This window comes from Pseudomonas sp. SH10-3B (assembly GCF_019891415.1).
GTDB lineage: Bacteria > Pseudomonadota > Gammaproteobacteria > Pseudomonadales > Pseudomonadaceae > Aquipseudomonas.
This window is the reverse complement of the sequence record NZ_JAFLXD010000050.1, coordinates 1-18068: the sequence shown is the minus strand read 5'-3', so window position 1 is coordinate 18068 and position 18068 is coordinate 1. Positions and strand designations below refer to the sequence as shown.

The 18068-nt window shown below is 61.5% G+C and carries 16 protein-coding genes; 9 read left to right on the top strand and 7 right to left on the bottom strand.

The window, feature by feature from the left end:
* Positions 1-219: 219 nt before the first annotated feature.
* A complete protein-coding gene (locus J1G35_RS26245; protein ID WP_223016429.1) occupies positions 220-1476 on the top strand; it encodes a hypothetical protein in 1257 nt (418 codons plus the stop codon).
* A gap of 99 nt (positions 1477-1575) precedes the next feature.
* Entirely contained in the window at positions 1576-2202 is a 627-nt protein-coding gene (locus J1G35_RS26240) for a glutathione S-transferase (protein ID WP_131699777.1), read from the top strand.
* 71 nt (positions 2203-2273) lie between these two features.
* Here J1G35_RS26240 and J1G35_RS26235 read toward each other — a convergent pair whose 3' ends face one another.
* Positions 2274-4016, bottom strand: a complete 1743-nt coding sequence (locus J1G35_RS26235; protein ID WP_223016428.1) for an OPT family oligopeptide transporter — start codon at positions 4014-4016, stop codon at positions 2274-2276.
* Positions 4017-4117: 101 nt separating this feature from the next.
* The gene (locus tag J1G35_RS26230) at positions 4118-4990 is read right to left on the bottom strand and encodes a hypothetical protein (RefSeq protein WP_262417427.1); all 873 of its coding nucleotides are present in this window, start codon (positions 4988-4990) and stop codon (positions 4118-4120) included.
* Positions 4991-5117: 127 nt separating this feature from the next.
* Between J1G35_RS26230 and J1G35_RS26225 the strand changes: the two genes are divergently transcribed.
* Positions 5118-6239 carry a lactonase family protein gene (locus J1G35_RS26225; protein ID WP_223016427.1) on the top strand — a complete coding sequence of 374 codons (1122 nt, stop codon included), beginning with the start codon at positions 5118-5120 and terminating at the stop codon, positions 6237-6239.
* 61 nt (positions 6240-6300) lie between these two features.
* Here J1G35_RS26225 and J1G35_RS26220 read toward each other — a convergent pair whose 3' ends face one another.
* The 3 genes from J1G35_RS26220 to J1G35_RS26210 all read right to left on the bottom strand — a co-directional run bounded on the left by J1G35_RS26220 (position 6301) and on the right by J1G35_RS26210 (position 10117).
* Positions 6301-8358, bottom strand: coding sequence for a methyl-accepting chemotaxis protein (locus tag J1G35_RS26220; protein WP_223016426.1), 2058 nt, complete (start codon positions 8356-8358; stop codon positions 6301-6303).
* Positions 8359-8696: 338 nt separating this feature from the next.
* On the bottom strand, positions 8697-9392 hold the full coding sequence (locus J1G35_RS26215) for a tRNA (adenine(22)-N(1))-methyltransferase TrmK (RefSeq protein ID WP_223016425.1): 696 nt from the start codon (positions 9390-9392) through the stop codon (positions 8697-8699).
* Between the two features lie 14 nt (positions 9393-9406).
* Positions 9407-10117: a FadR/GntR family transcriptional regulator gene (locus J1G35_RS26210; protein ID WP_053132626.1), complete on the bottom strand. Its 711-nt coding sequence runs from the start codon at positions 10115-10117 to the stop codon at positions 9407-9409.
* A 424-nt stretch (positions 10118-10541) separates the two neighbouring features.
* Here J1G35_RS26210 and J1G35_RS26205 point away from each other — a divergent pair, with 424 nt between their 5' ends.
* From J1G35_RS26205 to J1G35_RS26195, 3 genes are all read left to right on the top strand, one after another.
* A complete protein-coding gene (locus J1G35_RS26205; RefSeq protein WP_223016424.1) occupies positions 10542-11903 on the top strand; it encodes an MFS transporter in 1362 nt (453 codons plus the stop codon).
* A gap of 19 nt (positions 11904-11922) precedes the next feature.
* Positions 11923-13248, top strand: a complete 1326-nt coding sequence (gene gudD / locus J1G35_RS26200; RefSeq protein ID WP_223016423.1) for a glucarate dehydratase — start codon at positions 11923-11925, stop codon at positions 13246-13248.
* 244 nt (positions 13249-13492) lie between these two features.
* Positions 13493-13999, top strand: coding sequence for a hypothetical protein (locus J1G35_RS26195; protein WP_223016422.1), 507 nt, complete (start codon positions 13493-13495; stop codon positions 13997-13999).
* A gap of 286 nt (positions 14000-14285) precedes the next feature.
* Here J1G35_RS26195 and msrA read toward each other — a convergent pair whose 3' ends face one another.
* Together msrA and J1G35_RS26185 are read right to left on the bottom strand one after the other, a co-directional pair.
* Complete coding sequence (gene msrA / locus J1G35_RS26190; RefSeq protein WP_223016421.1) at positions 14286-14810, bottom strand: peptide-methionine (S)-S-oxide reductase MsrA; 525 nt, start codon at positions 14808-14810, stop codon at positions 14286-14288.
* 95 nt (positions 14811-14905) lie between these two features.
* A complete protein-coding gene (locus J1G35_RS26185; RefSeq protein WP_223016420.1) occupies positions 14906-15487 on the bottom strand; it encodes an ABATE domain-containing protein in 582 nt (193 codons plus the stop codon).
* A gap of 96 nt (positions 15488-15583) precedes the next feature.
* Between J1G35_RS26185 and J1G35_RS26180 the strand changes: the two genes are divergently transcribed.
* The 3 genes from J1G35_RS26180 to J1G35_RS26170 all read left to right on the top strand — a co-directional run bounded on the left by J1G35_RS26180 (position 15584) and on the right by J1G35_RS26170 (position 17766).
* Positions 15584-16519, top strand: coding sequence for an alpha/beta hydrolase (locus tag J1G35_RS26180; RefSeq protein WP_223016419.1), 936 nt, complete (start codon positions 15584-15586; stop codon positions 16517-16519).
* Positions 16520-16961: 442 nt separating this feature from the next.
* On the top strand, positions 16962-17297 hold the full coding sequence (locus J1G35_RS26175; protein WP_223016418.1) for a DUF6124 family protein: 336 nt from the start codon (positions 16962-16964) through the stop codon (positions 17295-17297).
* Positions 17298-17427: 130 nt separating this feature from the next.
* Positions 17428-17766, top strand: coding sequence for a hypothetical protein (locus J1G35_RS26170; RefSeq protein WP_223016417.1), 339 nt, complete (start codon positions 17428-17430; stop codon positions 17764-17766).
* Positions 17767-18068 lie beyond the last annotated feature (302 nt).

The window sequence follows — 18068 nt, the reverse complement described above, 5'->3', positions numbered from 1 at the left end:
AGCGGGCTTGCCCTATTGCCAGTCAGTTAAAGAGGAACACCGTAACTGTTTGCCCGTTCCATCTCTTAACTGAGCGGCATTAGGGCTTGCCCCGCTCACCACAGAGATCGGTGGCAGCCGTCAAAAGTGTGTAGATACTCTCCGTCATTGAGCCGAGCCTTTAGCGGGTAATTTCTGGATAATGCCCAGCTCCCGACCCCGATACGGACATCCCGCTCGATGAAGTTGCCCACCGCCGCCCTCCTCCTCGCCTCTGCGCTGCTGCCTTCCATCGCCCACGCCGACGACGCCGCGCTGACCGATACGCTCAAGGCCTTCACCCGCTGCGACGCGACGTTCTTCAGCCGCCTGAACAGTCATCGCGACGCCTGGCAGGCCTACGCGCCGCTCAAGCAGGACAAAGACTTCGCGTGGATCGCGGTGGTCAACCGTGCGGACCGCAAGGCCAACGCGGTGCCAATCAGCGCACCGCCCATCGCGGGTTTGAAGCTATTGTCGTACGCGGATGAGGCCACGGACCTCGGCAACCTGGGGCTCTACTATTACTGGGGCTTTGTTGTGCAAGGCACTATCGACGACGTAGCCCAACGTCTTGCTCCGCTGCTGGACCAACCTGCCCGCCTGCAAAAAACCGATGGTGCCTACATCCGCAGTGAACTCAAGGTCGACGACCGCTGGCAGGCCATCAAGCCACGGCCCGGCGTCGCACCGGGCACCCGCGAAGTCGAGCGCGTGCTGCTGGTAGAGCCGGAGGGCAGCGACGGCACGCAATCGCGCGTCAGTTGTTCGTTGCAGGGCGGTGTCGATGCGGCGCTGCTGGCCTGGTTGCGTCCGGACATCGCGCCGGTGGACTACCCGCGCACCGTCGTAGAGCCGAGCATCAACGACGTCGCCGTACCCGCCAGCGTGCTCCAGCGCCTCGACTCGGCCCTGCTGCAGCCGAAGTTCAAGACGTTGAGCTACACGTACCTGTCGAAAAAAAGCGATGGCAGCCCCGACACTCCCGTCTCAGTGACGTTCGCGGCGGCGGGCGGCTTGCTGAACAAGAACGAAATCTACAGCGACACCTTCCATGTCGAGCGCCTGGTGCAGGCGGACCTGATTCAACTGAAATCGAAGATGAATGGCGTGGGCGACGGCCAGGTGCTGCTGACCCGCGAAGCCGAACTGAGTATTCCGAGCAGTTGGACGCCTGGCCAGACGCTGAGCGCCAACCTGCACATGGCGAACGTGCCCGGCAAACCGACCGATACCCCGCTCGAGACCTCTGTGAGCTGCAAGGTCGGCCAGCGCTTCCCGGCCCGACAGGTGTTTGCCTCGTTGACCGGCGACGCCATCAAGCTTGAGTGCGTACAGGATGACTACAAGACCTCGCGCGCGTTTATCGAAGACCTGGGCATTGCCCTGACGCTGGAGACGACGTCGAGCAAAATGCACTCAACGTATCAATACACGGCGTTCGAGGTGGTGCGTTGATCGAAGGGGCGTTTGCCAAGCAAACATCCCGCTGATTCAGGGCACTCTACGTTGTCACAGCAGTCTGTTCCTACACACCCCATGCCACGCGGAGTTCCCATGATCATTGTCCATCACCTCAACAACTCACGTTCGCAGCGCATTCTGTGGCTGCTGGAAGAGCTTGGCCTGCCGTACGAGATCAAGCGCTACCAGCGCGACCCGAAGACCAACCTCGCGCCGCCGGAGCTCAAGGCGATCAATGCGCTGGGCAAGTCCCCGGTGATCGAGGACGGCGCCAACGTGGTGATCGAATCCGGCGCCATCGTCGATTACCTGATCCGCCGCCACGGCGACGGTCGCCTGCAACCGGATCCGGCCACTGCCGCCTACGACCAGTATGTGCAATGGCTGCACTTCGCCGAAGGCTCGGCCATGCTGCCGTTGATGCTCAATCTCTATGTGGGGCGCCTGGGCGATGCCGGTGCGCCGCTGCATCCGCGGATCGAATCGGAAGTCGCCAATTACCTCGGTTACCTCAACGAGGCGCTCGCACACACGCCGTATCTGCTGGGCGATGAATTGAGCGGCGCGGACATCCAGATGAGCTTTATCGGCGAAATCGCCAAGGCCCAGGGCAAGCTGCCGGCGTACCCGCACCTGGCTGCGTGGGTGCAGCGTTTCCAGGCACGCCCGGCTTATCGCCAGGCGCTGGAACAGGGTGGGGAGTATGCGTTTGCCAAGTGAGTCTTGCGGCGAACGCTTAAACCATCAAGCACCGGGCTGTTGTGGGGGAGATGGCAGCCTTGGGGGACAGCTTACCCATTCCCCATCATCTGCCACAGCGACGCCCCCACGCCGGTGATGCTCTCCCCGGCAATCAACCCCGCCGCAGCGGTAATCGCAAACCGCTCGGTAATGCTCGGCCAGCGGCAGCTCACCAGCCAGGTGAGCACCGCACCCAGCGCCATCATCAGCGACACCGAAGCTGGCAGCACAAACGCCAACCCCAACGCGGCGGCACTGGGCAAGTAGCGGGCGCGATGGGCGGGCAACAGGCTGTCGAGTATCCCCAGCAACACCCCCGCCACACCGGCAATAGCAATCGCCCAGCGAATGCTCGCCGACAATGAATCCAGCCCATGGGTAAGGGTTTGCGCCACGGCTTTCCAGGTCGCGACCGCCGGCGCCGGCCACTCTTCGGTGAGCAGCATCGATTGCGGATCAGGAATCAGCGCCAGGTACGCGAACACCCCGACGATGCTGCCAATGAAAATCCCCAGGATCTGCGCGATCACCTGCTTGTGCGGCGTGGCGCCAATCGCCTTGCCGACCTTGAAGTCGTTCATCAAGTCAGTGCACTGCCCGGCCGAGCCGCCGGCGGTGTTGGCGCTCATCAGGTTGATCGGCACCTGCCCCGGCGCGACGATGCCAAAGCTCAGCTGGGACAACTGCCCGATGGCGCCAATCGGCGGAATACCGGTGGCGCCCACCACACGGGCGGCGACGGCCGCCAGGCAGATCGCCAAGGGAATGGTCAGCAACGCCATCCACAGATTGATGCCGAACAACAGCGCCTGCAGGCTCACCACCAATACGATCGACAGCACGAAACCGGCGGCCGGCCCGGGTTTGGGGACGCTCCAGGCCTGCCCGCCGGCGGACTTGGTCGAGGTGTATAACGCCCACAGACGAATCGTCAGCGACGCCAAGGTTGAGCACACCATCAGGCTCACCCCCGGCCACAGCAACCATTCCACCAACGCCGCGAATTGCGGGCCGTTGCTGCCGGCCGGCAAGCTCACCAGGCCTTGCGCCAGCAGCCACGGGCCCAGGCCACCCCAGGCAAGCAAGGCGCCCAGCAACAGGGTCAGGCCGACACGAATGCCGATAATGCCGCCAAAGCCCAGCAGCAACAGCGAGGGGTCGGCAGTGAAGGTCAGGCGCTCCAATTGGGCACTCGGCGACCAACGCGGGAAGGCCCACACAAAGGTGTCCACCCACTTCACCAGCCCGGACAGCAACGCCGCACTGAGCAGCACCTTCAAGCGTGTCGCGGCTTCGCGCCCATGGTTGTAGATATGCAGCAGGGTTTCCAGGGTGGCCATGCCTTCGGGAAATTTCAGCGCGTTGTCATTGAGCAACGAAGGCCGCAGGTACCAGGCGATCCAGATGCCCAGGAAACTCACCGAAAACACCCAGGCGATCATCGGCCATGCGTCCAGCTGGTTGCCGGTCAGCAAGGTATAGGCCGGGATCGGCGCCACCAGCCCACCGGAAATAATCGAAGCGGCGGCCGAGGCGACGGTCTGGTTGATATTGCTCTCGTGCAGCGTCCACGGCAGTTGCTCGGACGACCGCCTCGCCAGGCCCTGCCAGATCGCATACCCCACCAGCAGGGCAATGATCGACATGTTGAACGACCAACCGATCTTCAACCCGGCGTACACATTCGAAGGGGTCAGCAGGATACCGAGCACGGTGCCGGTGATGACCGCGCGCAGGCTCAGTTCGCGTTCGACGGGGGTGTGAAGGGGCACCGTTGATGAGGTGGCATGCATGCGGACTCCTTTCGGCAAGGGAACAGGGCGACCTAACAAGTGAGCCCTGTCGGGGCTGAAGGTTCCGGGTTTAATGCGCGCCCCAGGTGCAGCGTTTTCCCTTAACCGGCTTGTGCCTTGTCCAGCAGCCGCTGCACCCAAGGCGCATCCTCGGCATTGACCACGCCATAGCGGTCCGGGGCAAAAAACGTCCAGTGATGTGCAATCTCTCTCAGCCACTTGAGTTCATCGGCCGCCAGCCAATACGCGGTGTGCACCAACGGCATCGGCTCGCCGTCGAAACGTCGGCCAAGCATCAGGTTGGTGCCGGGGGCGAAGGTGAAGGTCAGGTCCTGGCTGGGTTGCAGCTGTTTGTCCGGGGCCGGCATGCTCCCGACGCGGTTGTAGGTGAAGTCACCGGGGTATTCGTCCTTGAACACCAGCCAGTGGCCGGCCGTGGTCTTGGCGACGATCCACTGCGACACGCCGCTGCTCTGGGTGCGTTCAAGCTGGCCGTTTTTCCATTGCATAAGGGCGTTGCAGTCGGGATCGTAGTCCGAGGCCCACAGGCTGGTGCCCGACACCAGCCTGTGGCGCTCCAGCTCGACCATGCCCTGGTACGGCATGGCCTGCCAGTAGCGCTTGATGGGGTCGCGGGTATCGCGCAGGTAGTTGCGCAGCGCCCAGGCCGTCACAAAGACCAGCGTCGCCAGCGCCTGCCAGCCAAACGTGTCGCCGATGACACGGTCGACATCCAGCCTCGGCGTGGACACGGCCCCGTACAGCCACACGCCCAGCATAAACACCAGGCTTGGCAGGAACACACCCAAGCACAACGGCGGCAGCAGCACTTCGATCCAGTCGAAGCGATGCCCGGCCGCGTGCTCGCGCGCCCAGGCCTGCTCCTGGGCGAGCATCGGTGCCTGCTCACGCGCGCCGATGCCGGGATCGGGGGCCTTGAAGCGCCAGTAAAGTGCCATGGGATCGTTATTCATGCAGCGCATCATGCCCTTGGCGCGTGCAGAGATACAGCGCCCGTCACGCCGATAAAACAACCATTGCCGAGACCCCGCATACAGTCATACGATGACTGACCACGACCATAACAATAAAGGATCATCCGTGAATAAACCCCTTCTCCTGGCCGCCGCCGTTGTCTGCGGCCTCGGTGCACACGCCAACGCCGCCACCTTTGCGTATATCTCTAGCCCCGGTGACGGGCTGATTTCCCAGTACCGCCTCGACGAAAGCAACGGTGCGCTGAGCCTGATCGAGCAAGTGACGGCCGGCGACCAGGTTAACCCCATGGCCCTCAGCCCCGACGGCAAGACCTTGTTCGCGGCCTTGCGGGTCAAGCCATTTCAGGTCCAGGCATTCAGTATTGATCCAACCAGTGGGCATTTGACCCCGCAGTCCAAGGCGCCGCTGGCCGAAAGCATGGCGTACCTGGCCACCGACCGCGCCGGGCGCTACTTGCTCGCGGCGTCCTACGGTGCCGATACCCTCAGCGTACAGCCCATCGACAAGCCCGAACCCATCCGCACCTACAAGACCGGCCTGCATGCCCACTCGCTGCGCACCGACCCCAGCAATCGCTTTGCCTACGCCGGCAACCTGGGCACGGACCATGTGCTGCAATACCGCTTCGACGCCGCCACCGGCGCACTCACCCCGATCGGCAGCGGCTTCGTGAGTGTGCCGGCCAATACCGGGCCTCGGCACCTGGCGTTCTCGGCCAACGGCAAGTACCTGTATGTGGTAGGTGAAATGAGCGGCACCGTCACCGCGTTTGCCATCGATGCCAGCACCGGCGCGCTGACCCAGATCGGCATGGCCAATGGCATTCCTGAGCGGTTGAAACTGGCCCACGGCGAAGTGCGTGACGCACGCAACAATGACCTCAAAGACGACTCGACGCCGCGCATTTGGGCAGCCGACCTACGCCTGTCGCCGGACGGCAAGCTGCTGTTGATGAGCGAGCGCACCAGCAGTTCGGTGTCGGCGTTTGCGGTGGATACCGCCACCGGCGGCCTGCGCTTTGTCGACAACTACCCGGTCGAAGAGAAGCAGCCGCGCAATATCGCGTTCTCTCCCAACGGGCGTTGGCTGCTGGTGACCGGCGAGAAAAGCGACAAGGTCGGCACCTATGCGGTCAGTGCCACCGGTGCGTTGAAGCGTGTCGGGGAAGCGGCGTCGGGCAAGGGTGCGCTGTGGATCGAGGTGCTGCATACCTCGACCAACTGACCTGAACATGTGGGAGGGGCTTGCCCCTCCCACAGGGTTGGATCTTCAGGGTCTACAGACCTCAGCTCAGGCGAAACCGTGCGGTGTTATCACTCAGCGCCTGGCTGCCCTTGCTCAAGGTGTCCGCCGCACGGTTTACCGCGCGTGCGCCGTCCAGCAGGCGCCCGGCGGCCTGGTCGACTTGTTGGATATTGCCGCTGACTTCATCCGCCGTCGCCGCCTGCTCTTCCACCGCCGTGGCGATTTGCGCCAGGGTGTCGGTGACGTTCTGCACCGCGCCGGCAATCTCGCCCAGGCGGGTGCCCAAGCCGGTGACGGACTCGGCATCGGTCAACGCCTGCTCGCACGCGGCGCCCATCAGCGTCACCGCCTGGCTCACCGTGGCGCGCAGGCTGTCGACGGTGCCGGCGATCTGCGCTGTCGACGCCTGGGTGCGTTGCGACAGGCTGCGCACTTCATCGGCGACCACCGCAAAGCCCCGGCCCTGCTCGCCTGCGCGGGCGGCTTCGATGGCTGCGTTGAGCGCCAGCAGGTTGGTCTGCTCGGCGATGCCGCGAATGGTGTCGACCACCGATTGAATCTGCTGGCCTTGCTGGCTGACCTGCTGCAAAGCGTCCGACGTGTCGGTCAGGCGCTGGTTGAGCTGCTGGATGCTGGCGGTGGTGCGCTGGCTGTCACGGCTGCTGTCTTCGGCGATGCGCCGGGTTTGCTGGGCGCTGCCCGAGGCTTGTTCGCAGCTGCGCGCGACGCCCATGGACGTGGCCGCCAATTGGGTGGCGGCGGCGGCGATCTGGCTGATCTGGTGCTGCTGGTCCTCGACTTCGCTGAGGGTGCTGCCCGATTGCGAATTAAGGGTGAGCACCGCCGAGCCGAGCTGCTGGGTCTCGTGGTTGACGCCGAGTAGGCTGGTGCGCAATTGCACCACGGCGACGTTCAGCGCGGTACTGATGGCCGCGAGTTCGTCGCGCCCTTCCACCGTCACCGCCACGCACAGGTTGCCGTCGCGCAGGGACTCGGCCAGCGTGGTAATGCCACTGGCGCTGCGCCGGATGGACGCTTGCAGGCACATGAACAGGTACAGCGCCGCCAACGCCAACAGGCTGAACGTCGCCGCCATCGGTATGAATTGCGTGTTCGCGTGTTCGTGGTAGTAGTCCAGGCGCGCATCCATCGACGTCAGCGACTGAACACGCAACGCGCCAAGCGAGGTGAGCATGGCGTCGATACTGCGCTCGAAACCGGCTGTATCCAGCTTGATGCTGCCGCCGAACACGCCGTCGTCGAGCACTTTGAGTTCGTTATCCAACAACTGCAGGCTGGTGTCGTATTGCGCTGTCCACGGTTCCATCCCGGCGTACTGCTTGGCCTTGAGCGAAGCCGCAGCCTTGACCAGTTGATCCCGCGCATCGCCGATGCGGCTGCGCAGGTCGCGCATCTGCAAACGGCTCTGCAAGGTGAACTGCCCCGAAGAAATCGAGGACTGCCCGACACTGGCCATGCGACCGATGCGCTCGATCAGGTCGGGCGTTTGCTGGGTGCCCATCTGCATGAGCATGTAGGTTTCCAACCAGGGGTCGAGGATCAGGCCGGCGTCGAGGGTGATTTGTTCGCGCAGGGCCTGCATCGCCGTCAGCGCGGCGGTGAAGCGGTCGTAGCCATCCGGCCACCACCCCACGGTGCGCAGGGACGCCGAGTCCATGCCCTTGACCGTGGCCTGCAACGCCTCGAAGCGAGCCATGACGTCAGCGCCGGCGTTCTGGGTTTTCAAAGCATCACCGAGAGCTTGCAGGCTTTGCAGGATCACCGGGAAATTGGCATCGACCTTATCCATCGCCGCCTTCGCCGCTGGCGTTGGGGCGTGCAGGATGTCCGCCGCCTTCCAGCGCGCCGCCAGGTTACGTTGGGCGGTCAACTGGCCGTCCAGCGCGTCCAGGGCCAACAGTTGGCGAAGGCCGGACTGCTCGGTGGAAATCACGCTTAATTTGTCGCGATAGTCCTGGCCGATCATCCACAGGCTTCCGGCCAGGGGCAGCATGAACAGGAAAAACAGAATCTGGAATTTACGCGCGAAGCCAAAACGTCCGAGCAGGCGGATACCGGGTGATAAAAGGCTGTGCATGTCCGACCACTCCCAAAAACAACCCACCCCGCGCACCGCAGGGCGAAGCCTTGAAATGAATGAAAGCAAAATGCCATGTCATTGATTGGAAAGGATCTAGCAAGATACGGGCCGCTGACGCCAAGCCCCGAAACAGGGCGCGCGGCGCACGAACGACCCCCATCGCATGCTCGAAAATGGGGCAAAAGCACTCAGTATCGACACAGGCGCTGTCACCGCCGGAGACGACTGCCCGAGGTGCGTTCCAAAACGCCCTCAATCACAGGCATCGTATCGGCCGCACACGGGGAGAACTTGAAGGGCAGGACGCGTGAGATATCACATTGGATGAAACTCCATCAGGCCAGTAACGCGGCAATCCATCGGGCCTGACGTGCAATGTCCTGCAGCTTCTCCTCCGGGACCGTCTGCCGGGCCTGCTCAAGACTGGCCAGGGTCTTGTGTTTCTGGCGCAGCATGCGCTGCCACTTGGCGAGGAACACGGGGCTACGGGCCTGCATCTGCAAGGGGCCGAAGTACAGCTGTTCGGCGCTGTAGCTCACCGGCGTGGCACGTTCGGCAACGATGATTTCGTAGTAGAAACGGTTTTCCCGCAGCAACTCTTCACTGACGATGCGGTAGCCGTTGTTCATCAACCATAGGCGCAACGGTTGCTCGCCGCCGTTCGGTTGCAGGATCAGGCGTTCGCAACCGTTGAGGCAGGCCTTGCCGCTGTCGAGGATGTCGCGGATCGTCTCGCCACCCATGCCGCAGACGCTGATCGCGGTGATCGCGTCTGCCGGCTGTATCGCCGCCAACCCATCGGCCAGGCGCACCGTGATGTGCTGCTCCAGACCGTTATCAACCACGGTGCGTTCAGCCGCCCGGAACGGCGTGGTCGCCACCTCACCCGCCACAGCCGCCGCGATCACGCCACGGCGCATCAAGGCTACCGGCAGGTAAGCGTGGTCCGAGCCGATATCGGCCAACCGTGCGCCCATCGGCACATGCGCTGCCACGCGTTCCAGGCGCATGGACAAGGTGTGTTCGTTCAACCTGCGTTCCCTTTTTATTCGCCGGAAAATCGATCCCGGCTGTTGGTCAGATGCAACACCATCGCCGCCCGCGCCGCGTCCGGGTCCTGGCGCTTGATCGCGTTGAAGATCGCCTCATGCTCCAGGTTCGCCAATTGCCCGAGCTTGGCAAAGTCCGCCCCGCCACGTTCGGCGCCTTTCACTTGGGTACGCGGAATCATCGCATTGCCCAGGTGCAGCATGATCTCGGTGAAGAAGGTATTGCCGGTGGCTTCGGCGATGAGTTGGTGGAAACGTTTGTCCTCTTCCACGCAGCTGTCGTTGTTGGCCAGCGAGGCCTGGTAGTCGTCCAGGGCTGCGCGCATGTGGGCAAGCTGCGCATCGGTCCTGCGCACGGCGGCCAGCGCCACGGCCTGCACCTCCAGGCCCAGGCGCAGTTCCAGCATGTTGCGCACGCTGGCGACGGTGTCCACATGCAGGCGCAAGCCTTGCTGGGCCTGTTGCTCCAACACAAAGGTGCCGATGCCGTGACGCGTCTCCACCAGCCCCGAGGCTTGCAACTTGGAGAGCGCCTCGCGCACCACGGTACGGCTCACCCCATGCTCACGCACGATGGTGGATTCGGACGGCAGTTTTTCACCCGGTTTCAACTGGCCGAGCAGGATGCGCTGGGTCAGGGCGTCGAGTACGCCTTGGGCCAGGTTGGTAGAACGTCTACGGACGGGAGGGCCGTTTTCAATGGGCATATTACGAATCCACGGGGCTGGGCAGGAGCGAGCTTAACATCCCGCCCCACGGCGTAACCCCACTGTAGGAGCGAGCTTGCTCGCGAAAAACCTGAGGGCGCTGCGTTTATCCAGGAGGTCTGCATTATCGTTGACGTTTTTCGCGAGCAAGCTCGCTCCTACAGGTTGGGGGACGAGTAAAAAATGCCCAGCTTGTATGACAACCAACATTTATCGACACCCACCCCACCCGTTCCAAAAGCCTTCTCAACCTTGTTTAAAACACAACCTAGCCCCGTAAAATAACCAAAAAAGCACTAAAACCTGGCCTTTATAAACACAAAAACTTCATCGTCAGATTGCGAACCCCAGAAAAGCACTTGTATGATGTCTATCAACAAGACACGCAAACCCGCATAAAAATAATCAGGGGGAGTTTTGAATTGTGAACAATTCAAGCCATGCATCTGCCGCACCAGACAGTGATTCGGTCCTCGCGCAAGCCGTGAGAAAAGTGAAGGGCCATGTGCTCCCACTGTTCGTGATCATGTTCATCCTCAACTACATCGACCGGGTCAATATCGGCTTTGTGCGTACGCACATGGAACATGACCTGGGCATCGGCGCTGCCGCCTATGGCTTCGGTGCCGGGCTGTTCTTCATCGGCTACGCCCTCTTTGAAGTGCCCTCCAACATGCTGCTGCAAAAGGTCGGCGCGCGTATCTGGCTGACCCGCATCATGTTCACCTGGGGCATCGTCGCCACGTTGATGGCGTTCATCCAGAACGAAACCCACTTCTACATCCTGCGCTTTCTGCTGGGCGTGGCCGAAGCCGGTTTCTTCCCTGGGGTGATCTACTACTTCACGCGCTGGCTGCCGGGGGTTGAGCGCGGTAAAGCCATCGCGATTTTCCTCAGTGGCTCGGCGGTGGCCTCGTTGATTTCCGGCCCGCTGTCAGGCGCACTGCTGCAGATCGAAGGGTTTGGCTTTCACGGCTGGCAATGGATGTTCGCCATCGAAGGCCTGGCCTCGGTGGTGATCGGTTTCTTCGTGTGGTTCTGGCTCGACTCCAAGCCCCACGACGCCAAATGGATGACCCGCGAAGAACAGGACGCATTGGTCAACGCCATCGACCAGGAACAGCGCGATCGTGAAGCCGTGGGCGGCATCAAACCCACCCTCGGCAAGCTGCTAAAGGACCGTCAGATCCTGCTGTTTTGCGCCCTGTACTTTTGCATCCAACTGACGATCTACGCGGCGACGTTCTGGCTGCCGAGCATCATCAAGAAGATGGGTGACCTCAGCGATGTGCAGGTCGGCTTCTTCAACTCGATCCCGTGGCTGATCTCGATCATCGCCATGTACGCCTTCGCGACGCTGTCGGGCAAATTCAAGTTCCAACAGGCGTGGGTGGCGGCAGCGCTGTTGATTGCGGCAGCGGGCATGTTCATGTCCACCACCGGCGGGCCGATCTTCGCGTTCGTGGCGATCTGCTTTGCGGCCATTGGGTTCAAGTCGGCGTCGTCGCTGTTCTGGCCGATCCCACAGGGCTACCTGGATGCGCGTATCGCCGCTGCCGTGATCGCCTTGATCAACTCCATCGGCAACCTGGGTGGCTTCGTTGCGCCGACCACTTTTGGCTTCCTGGAGCAGACCACCGGTTCGATCCAGGGTGGCCTCTACGGTTTGGCCGGCACGTCGGTGCTCGCCGCGATCCTGGTGTTCTTTGCCAAGACCGCCCCCTCTGCCGCGTTGACGTCGCCAAGCGTGACGCCAACGAGCGCCGCCCTCAGCAAACCTCTTTGAGCCTATACAGGAACTTGCCATGAATACGCCCGTCGTCACCCATTTCCAGGTCATCCCCGTCGCCGGCCACGACAGCATGCTGCTCAACCTGAGCGGCGCCCATGGGCCTTTTTTTACCCGCAACATCGTGATTCTCAAGGACAGCTCGGGCAACACCGGCGTCGGTGAAGTGCCCGGTGGCGAACGCATCCGCGAAACCCTGGAAGACGCCCGCAGCCTGGTGATCGGCCAACCCATCGGCCAGTACCAGCGCATCCTCAACCAGATGCGCAGCACCTTTGCCTCACGGGATTCGGCCGGCCGCGGCCTGCAAACCTTCGACCTGCGCATCACCATCCATGCCGTCACCGCCATGGAAGCCGCCCTGCTCGACCTGCTGGGTCAGTTCCTCGAAGTGCCGGTGGCCGCCTTGCTCGGCGAAGGCCAGCAGCGTGATGCGGTGAAAATGCTCGGCTACCTGTTCTACGTCGGTGACCGCAGCGCCACCGACCTGGCCTACCGCAACGAGGCCGACAGCGATGACGAGTGGTTCCGCCTGCGCCATGAAACCGCCCTGACCAGCGAGGCCGTAGTGCGCCTGGCCGAAGCTGCCAAAGCCAAATACGGCTTCAACGACTTCAAGCTCAAGGGCGGCGTATTGAGCGGCGATGCAGAGATCGAAGCCGTCACCGCCCTGGCCGAGCGCTTCCCCGATGCGCGCATCACCCTCGACCCGAACGGCGCCTGGTCATTGAAAGAAGCCATCCGCCTGTGCCGCGACCAGCACCACGTGCTCGCCTACGCCGAAGACCCGTGCGGCGCCGAAAACGGCTACTCGGGCCGCGAAGTCATGGCCGAATTCCGCCGCGCCACGGGCCTGAAAACCGCCACCAATATGATCGCCACCGACTGGCGCGAAATGGGCCACGCGATCCAACTGCAATCGGTAGACATCACCCTGGCCGACCCGCACTTCTGGACGATGCAAGGCTCGGTGCGCGTGGCGCAGATGTGCCATGAGTGGGGCCTGACCTGGGGCTCGCACTCCAACAACCACTTCGATATTTCCCTGGCCATGTTCACCCAAGTGGCGGCCGCCGCCCCAGGCGACATCACCGCCATCGACACCCACTGGATCTGGCAGGACGGCCAGCGCCTGACCCGCGAACCGCTGAAAATCGAAGGCGGTTATGTGAAGGTCCCGGCCAAGCCCGGCCTGGGCGTGGACATCGACATGGACGCCGTGGCCAAGGCCCACGAACTGTACAAAGGCATGGGCCTTGGCGCACGGGATGACAGCGTAGCGATGCAGTTCTTGATTCCGGGCTGGCGCTATAACAACAAGCAGCCTTGCCTGGTGCGCTGAGGACGCTGGTTTCCGGGGGCGGCTCGGTCTCCAGAACACAATCAATCCAATGTGGGAGGGGGCTTGCTCCCGATTGCGGTGTGTCAGCCAGACATGTATCGACTGATACTCCGCCATCGGGGGCAAGCTGAGGCGGCAGACGATAGAGATGAAGCCCAAAGAAAACGTCCTGCACAGCCGCTTCAGTTTGCGTAAAATGCGAGCCGTTCTCGATCAGGAAGACTCAACCCAGGAGGGGTAACGCTTGAAACCGCTTGACACCCACGCGCCACAACACGCCGACACGACCGTCACACGACTTAAGCTCAAAGACCAACTGGCCGTAGCCCCTTACAAGGCGTTGGCCCTGCTGGAGAGCACCCTCCTCTGCTTTGTAGCGACGGCCCTCATGCTGTTCGTTGCACACAGCGTTGGCATAACCGCCACATTCAAGATCAACGTCCTCTACAGCGGCACCCTGGGTGCATGCATAGGGGCGACCTACAGGATGTACCACGATGCCGCCCTTTCCGAGTGGTGCATGGCCAGCCCTGTCAGCCCTGCGGCGCTGCAAAACGCGATGCTTTCCTTGAAGTATTCCGAGACGCAGGAAGGCGTTTACTGCCCCAAGAAACGTATGTTCACCCCATTCCATCGGTGCGATTCAGAGCGGATCACGCTCACCACACTGGATGGAGGCACACGCTTCACAGGCCCCCATCACAAGCTGAAAGCGCTGTCGGCCAAGCTGATGGAGCAGGAAGGGCTTTGAATCAACCGGGTTTGGCCGTTCATACCTAACGAGCGATGTAACTTGGCCGAAGCATTAAAATGGCGACTTTTCTGACGACAAGGACGTAGGCAGTGATGACCGCGCTGGCAATCCTGCATGCCCTGTGTGCGTTTTTTGCGCCATTTGAGGCTTGAGCATCTTCGTCCTTGGCTGGGCGCAGGCGCCCTCCCGTGCAGATGACATGATCGCTGCACAAGCAGAAGACGCAGCAGCAACCAGCGCTGCGCCTAAATGGCCATAACCTGAGGGGCTAGAGGGTCAGGATTCAGGGAGCTGACCCCGATGACGCCCGCTTGGGCAACTTCCAATTCGGCCGGATGAAGTGGCAGGTATACCCGTTCGGTATCCGCTCCAGATAGTCCTGATGCTCCGGCTCCGCCTCCCAAAACTCCCTGGCGGGTTCAATTTCCGTGACCACACGTCCCGGCCACAGCTTGGAGGCATCCACGTCAGCCGCAGTATCTTCGGCAATATCCCTTTGCTGTTCGCTCAGGTAGTAAATCGCCGAGCGATAGCTTGGCCCCAGATCATTGCCCTGCCGATTCGGCGTGCTGGGGTCATGGATCTGGAAAAAGAACTCAAGGATCTGCCAGTAGGAAATCACCGCCGGGTCAAACACGATCTCAATCGCTTCAGCATGGTTGCCATGGTTGCGGTAGGTGGCATTCGGCACATCGCCACCGGTGTAGCCGACTCGCGTGTGCAGCACGCCGGGGTAGCGGCGCAACAGGTCTTGCATGCCCCAGAAGCAGCCGCCGGCGAGGATGGCGGTTTCGGTTGGGTTGGTCATGGTCTGTCCTTGCGGTTAATGGAGACAGGGGTAGTTATGGGGCAATGCTGGGCAATACCAAGTTCAATCAAAGAAAACTGCCCCCCCTTATCGACTCAAGGTTTATTCCTGGAACGAAACGCCGCGACCTTCATCCGGTTGCCGCAGGTCGCCATGCTGCACCAGCGGCGGCGGTGTGATTTGCTCAGGTCATGGAACAACAGCACGCAATCGTGGGCCTCGCACTGCCGGACAAATTCAAACTTATCGTTCGTGACCAAGCCCACCAGCGACTCGGCCACCGGCCCAAGCAGGCTGGCCGGGCTGCTGTCCCGAGGATGCGTGGCAAGCCGAAATGCCTGCGTCTCCTGCGCCCATTCCAGCCTGCTCACCGGGCGCCCCGCTTCAAGCACCTGGTTGATCACCGCGAGATCGACGGGAACGCCTGTCATTGCCGCATTCACCACCGCCCGTGAACTCGCGCGGAGCGTGCGAGCGAGGGCCAGCAGCCCACTTGGCACCTTCGGGTCAACCTGCTCGGGCAACAGCCCCGCTTGGGTCAGCCAGCTCATAACGCTGTGATCATCGACGAAGCAGTCATGGCGCTGATCACCCACCCCGTACTCGGAGTTGATGAAATCGAGGGCAAGGTTGTCAGCCAGAAAAAGTGCGCCTGAAGCAGTGCTGTTCGGATTCATAGGAGGCCTGTAACCAATAAAATATGTTTGACAGGTTACCAAATCCAGGCATAACCTTCAAACACCAACTTTAAAGGTTACATAGGAAGCCACATCATGACCTCATCCAACGCCATTGCCGCTGCCGGGCTCACCGCCTCTTTGCTGATCAGCGGCGCGGCCCATGCAGACAACACAGTGCATTACCGCTACGAGCAGGTCGGCGACGTGAAGGTGTTCTACCGCGAGGCGGGCGACCCCAGCGCGCCGACCGTGTTGCTGCTGCACGGCTTCGCCGGCTCATCCTTCATGTTCCGCGAACTCATGCCCGAGCTTGCCGACCGCTACCACGTCATCGCGCCGGACCTGCCGGCATTTGGCTTCACCGAAGCCCCACCACGCGGCGAATACGCCTACACCTTCAGCCAACTGGCCAAGACCATCGGCCAGTTCACCGAACAGCTCAAACTCGATAAATACGCGCTGATGGTCCACGACTACGGCGCCCCCGTAGGCTGGCGCATGGCCGTCGCCCATCCGGAGCGAGTGACCGCGATCATTTCCCAAAATGGCAACGCCTACGAAGAAGGCCTGGGCGCCGGCTGGGCCCCTATCCAACGCTACTGGCACGCCCCGACCCAACAAAACCGTGAAGCCCTGCGCGACTTCCCAACCCCCGCCTCGATCAAGTGGCAGTACCTGGAAGGCGTGGCCGACAAAAGCTCGGTATCACCCGATGGCTACACGCTGGAAGGGCTGCAAATATCCCGGCCAGGCAATGCCGACATCCAGCTCGACCTGGTGCTGGACTACGCCTCCAACGTCGCGATGTACCCGGCCTTCCAGTCGTACTTCCGCCAGTACCAGCCACCGCTGCTCGCAGTGTGGGGCAAGAACGACCCGTTCTTCCTGCCGGCCGGCGCCGAGGCGTGGAAGCGCGATATTCCCAAGGCGGATATTCGTTTTTATGACACCGGGCACTTTGCGCTGGAAACCCATGGGAAGGCGATCATCCCGGTTATACGGGCGTTCCTGGACAAGAACCTCCAGTAATCGACGCACCGTATGTAGGAGCGAGCTTGCTCGCGAAAAACGTCAACGATAACGCCGCGACTCTGGTTTCCCGCGGCGCTCCAAGATTCTTCGCGAGCACGCTTGCTCCTACCTTGTGGACATGTCCTACAGCAAGCCGCAGCGCCTTGCTCCATTGCCTACAGTTGCGTCAGAATCCGCCGGCTTGTGCGCTTGAGTGGGCGTCTCTAAGGTGGCCCGGTCGCTGACAACTCAGTGATCGGGTTTAGTAGCCCGAGTGACAACATAAAGTGCATGAGCCTCATCGATCAGATGTTCTTGTCTGTACTTGATGGTGGCTGTGCGCAGGGCGCCCTCGGGCGCGCCGGCTTTGTGTGTTTCCCCGGTCTACTAACCTGCGTACAGCCGCCACCCTCTCGTTTAGTAGCGAAAAGGTGTTGGCCCTAAAACAGGTACAACACACATGTTCAAAGTCACGCCGAATCCTCCAAGCGGTCCAGACCTGAAGCCTAATCAGGCGGCGCATCGTGCGATTGATCACTACCTCAACGCGGGCGCCGAACCGCCAGGGCCGCCTCCTCCACCTTCGACGACGCTGTTCAGCGTTGCGGACGATGCCAGCAGTGAAGTGCTGATTACCAACAGCTATGAGACCTTTTCTTCGGTTAACGCGTTGTTGCTTGACCTGTCGGATGAGCTGACGGGGAAGCAGCGGGATGTGGCGTTGGCAATTCACCAACTCAGCGAGTTGGGAGTGTTGCTGATGGATAAGTTGATGACGCGCGAGACCGCTAACTAGACGCGTCACTCACAAAAGGTCGCCGAGTCGGCTCAGCCCATGCAAAGACCCGGCGACTTCTTGCATCTATGGCCGGCGCCCGATCTTCTCTATGCTGTTGACCTTCCATCCACAGTGAAGGGCAGCCCCAATGAATGTGGGCCGTGCACGGCAATTGCTTCAAGAAGGAATCAATCGTGAGGCGCCGATTGAAAGCCTCATCCACGTCCTCGAAGCGTCGATAGAACTGATCGGTCTTCCGGACAACGACTTCTGCTGGTCAAGCTGGGAAGACGAGGCACAAGCGAAGGGGGAATTGCTGGGCTTGATCAGCGTGCTCAAATCAGGGGGGGTGCCCTACAGGCTGGATGTGGCGGTTCTGTTCGCCGTCACCGGCCCCCTGCAAGAACTCAGCCTCAGCAGTGGCTGGGCGAACACCTTCCTCAAGTTGGCAGATAAGTACGACGAAGTTGAAGCGCTGCTGTGGTGAGAACCCATTCGGCTCTCCACCACGTCGCACGGAATTGCCGATGAGGCCAGCAGGGAAATGCTGATCGGCAACAGTTCCGAAGCCTTTTAGGCTTTATGTGTTTTCCTCAGCGTCGATGAACTTCTTGCGATTCACCATCCAGGGTAGCGCCGGCTGACTGCGTATTTTGAAGCGCATTGCCACACCTCAGCGTGACGACCGACAGTGTTTAGCCGATTCTGTTGAAAAAGTCGGATTTTCAGATCGCTTGAACTCAGGCACGACCACCACTGGAGAACCTACTCACCACATTGAGTGGTTTC

Excerpts from the sequence above, each read along its gene's own strand:
- J1G35_RS26185 (WP_223016420.1), bottom strand. The coding sequence starts at position 15,487 with ATGAATCCGAACAGCACTGCTTCAGGCGCACTTTTTCTGGCTGACAAC.
- gudD (WP_223016423.1), top strand. The coding sequence starts at position 11,923 with ATGAATACGCCCGTCGTCACCCATTTCCAGGTCATCCCCGTCGCCGGC.
- J1G35_RS26210 (WP_053132626.1), bottom strand. The coding sequence starts at position 10,117 with ATGCCCATTGAAAACGGCCCTCCCGTCCGTAGACGTTCTACCAACCTG.
- J1G35_RS26240 (WP_131699777.1), top strand. The coding sequence starts at position 1,576 with ATGATCATTGTCCATCACCTCAACAACTCACGTTCGCAGCGCATTCTG.
- J1G35_RS26230 (WP_262417427.1), bottom strand. The coding sequence starts at position 4,990 with ATGAATAACGATCCCATGGCACTTTACTGGCGCTTCAAGGCCCCCGAT.
- J1G35_RS26170 (WP_223016417.1), top strand. The coding sequence starts at position 17,428 with ATGAATGTGGGCCGTGCACGGCAATTGCTTCAAGAAGGAATCAATCGT.
- J1G35_RS26180 (WP_223016419.1), top strand. The coding sequence starts at position 15,584 with ATGACCTCATCCAACGCCATTGCCGCTGCCGGGCTCACCGCCTCTTTG.
- J1G35_RS26220 (WP_223016426.1), bottom strand. The coding sequence starts at position 8,358 with ATGCACAGCCTTTTATCACCCGGTATCCGCCTGCTCGGACGTTTTGGC.
- msrA (WP_223016421.1), bottom strand. The coding sequence starts at position 14,810 with ATGACCAACCCAACCGAAACCGCCATCCTCGCCGGCGGCTGCTTCTGG.
- J1G35_RS26175 (WP_223016418.1), top strand. The coding sequence starts at position 16,962 with ATGTTCAAAGTCACGCCGAATCCTCCAAGCGGTCCAGACCTGAAGCCT.
- J1G35_RS26245 (WP_223016429.1), top strand. The coding sequence starts at position 220 with ATGAAGTTGCCCACCGCCGCCCTCCTCCTCGCCTCTGCGCTGCTGCCT.
- J1G35_RS26235 (WP_223016428.1), bottom strand. The coding sequence starts at position 4,016 with ATGCATGCCACCTCATCAACGGTGCCCCTTCACACCCCCGTCGAACGC.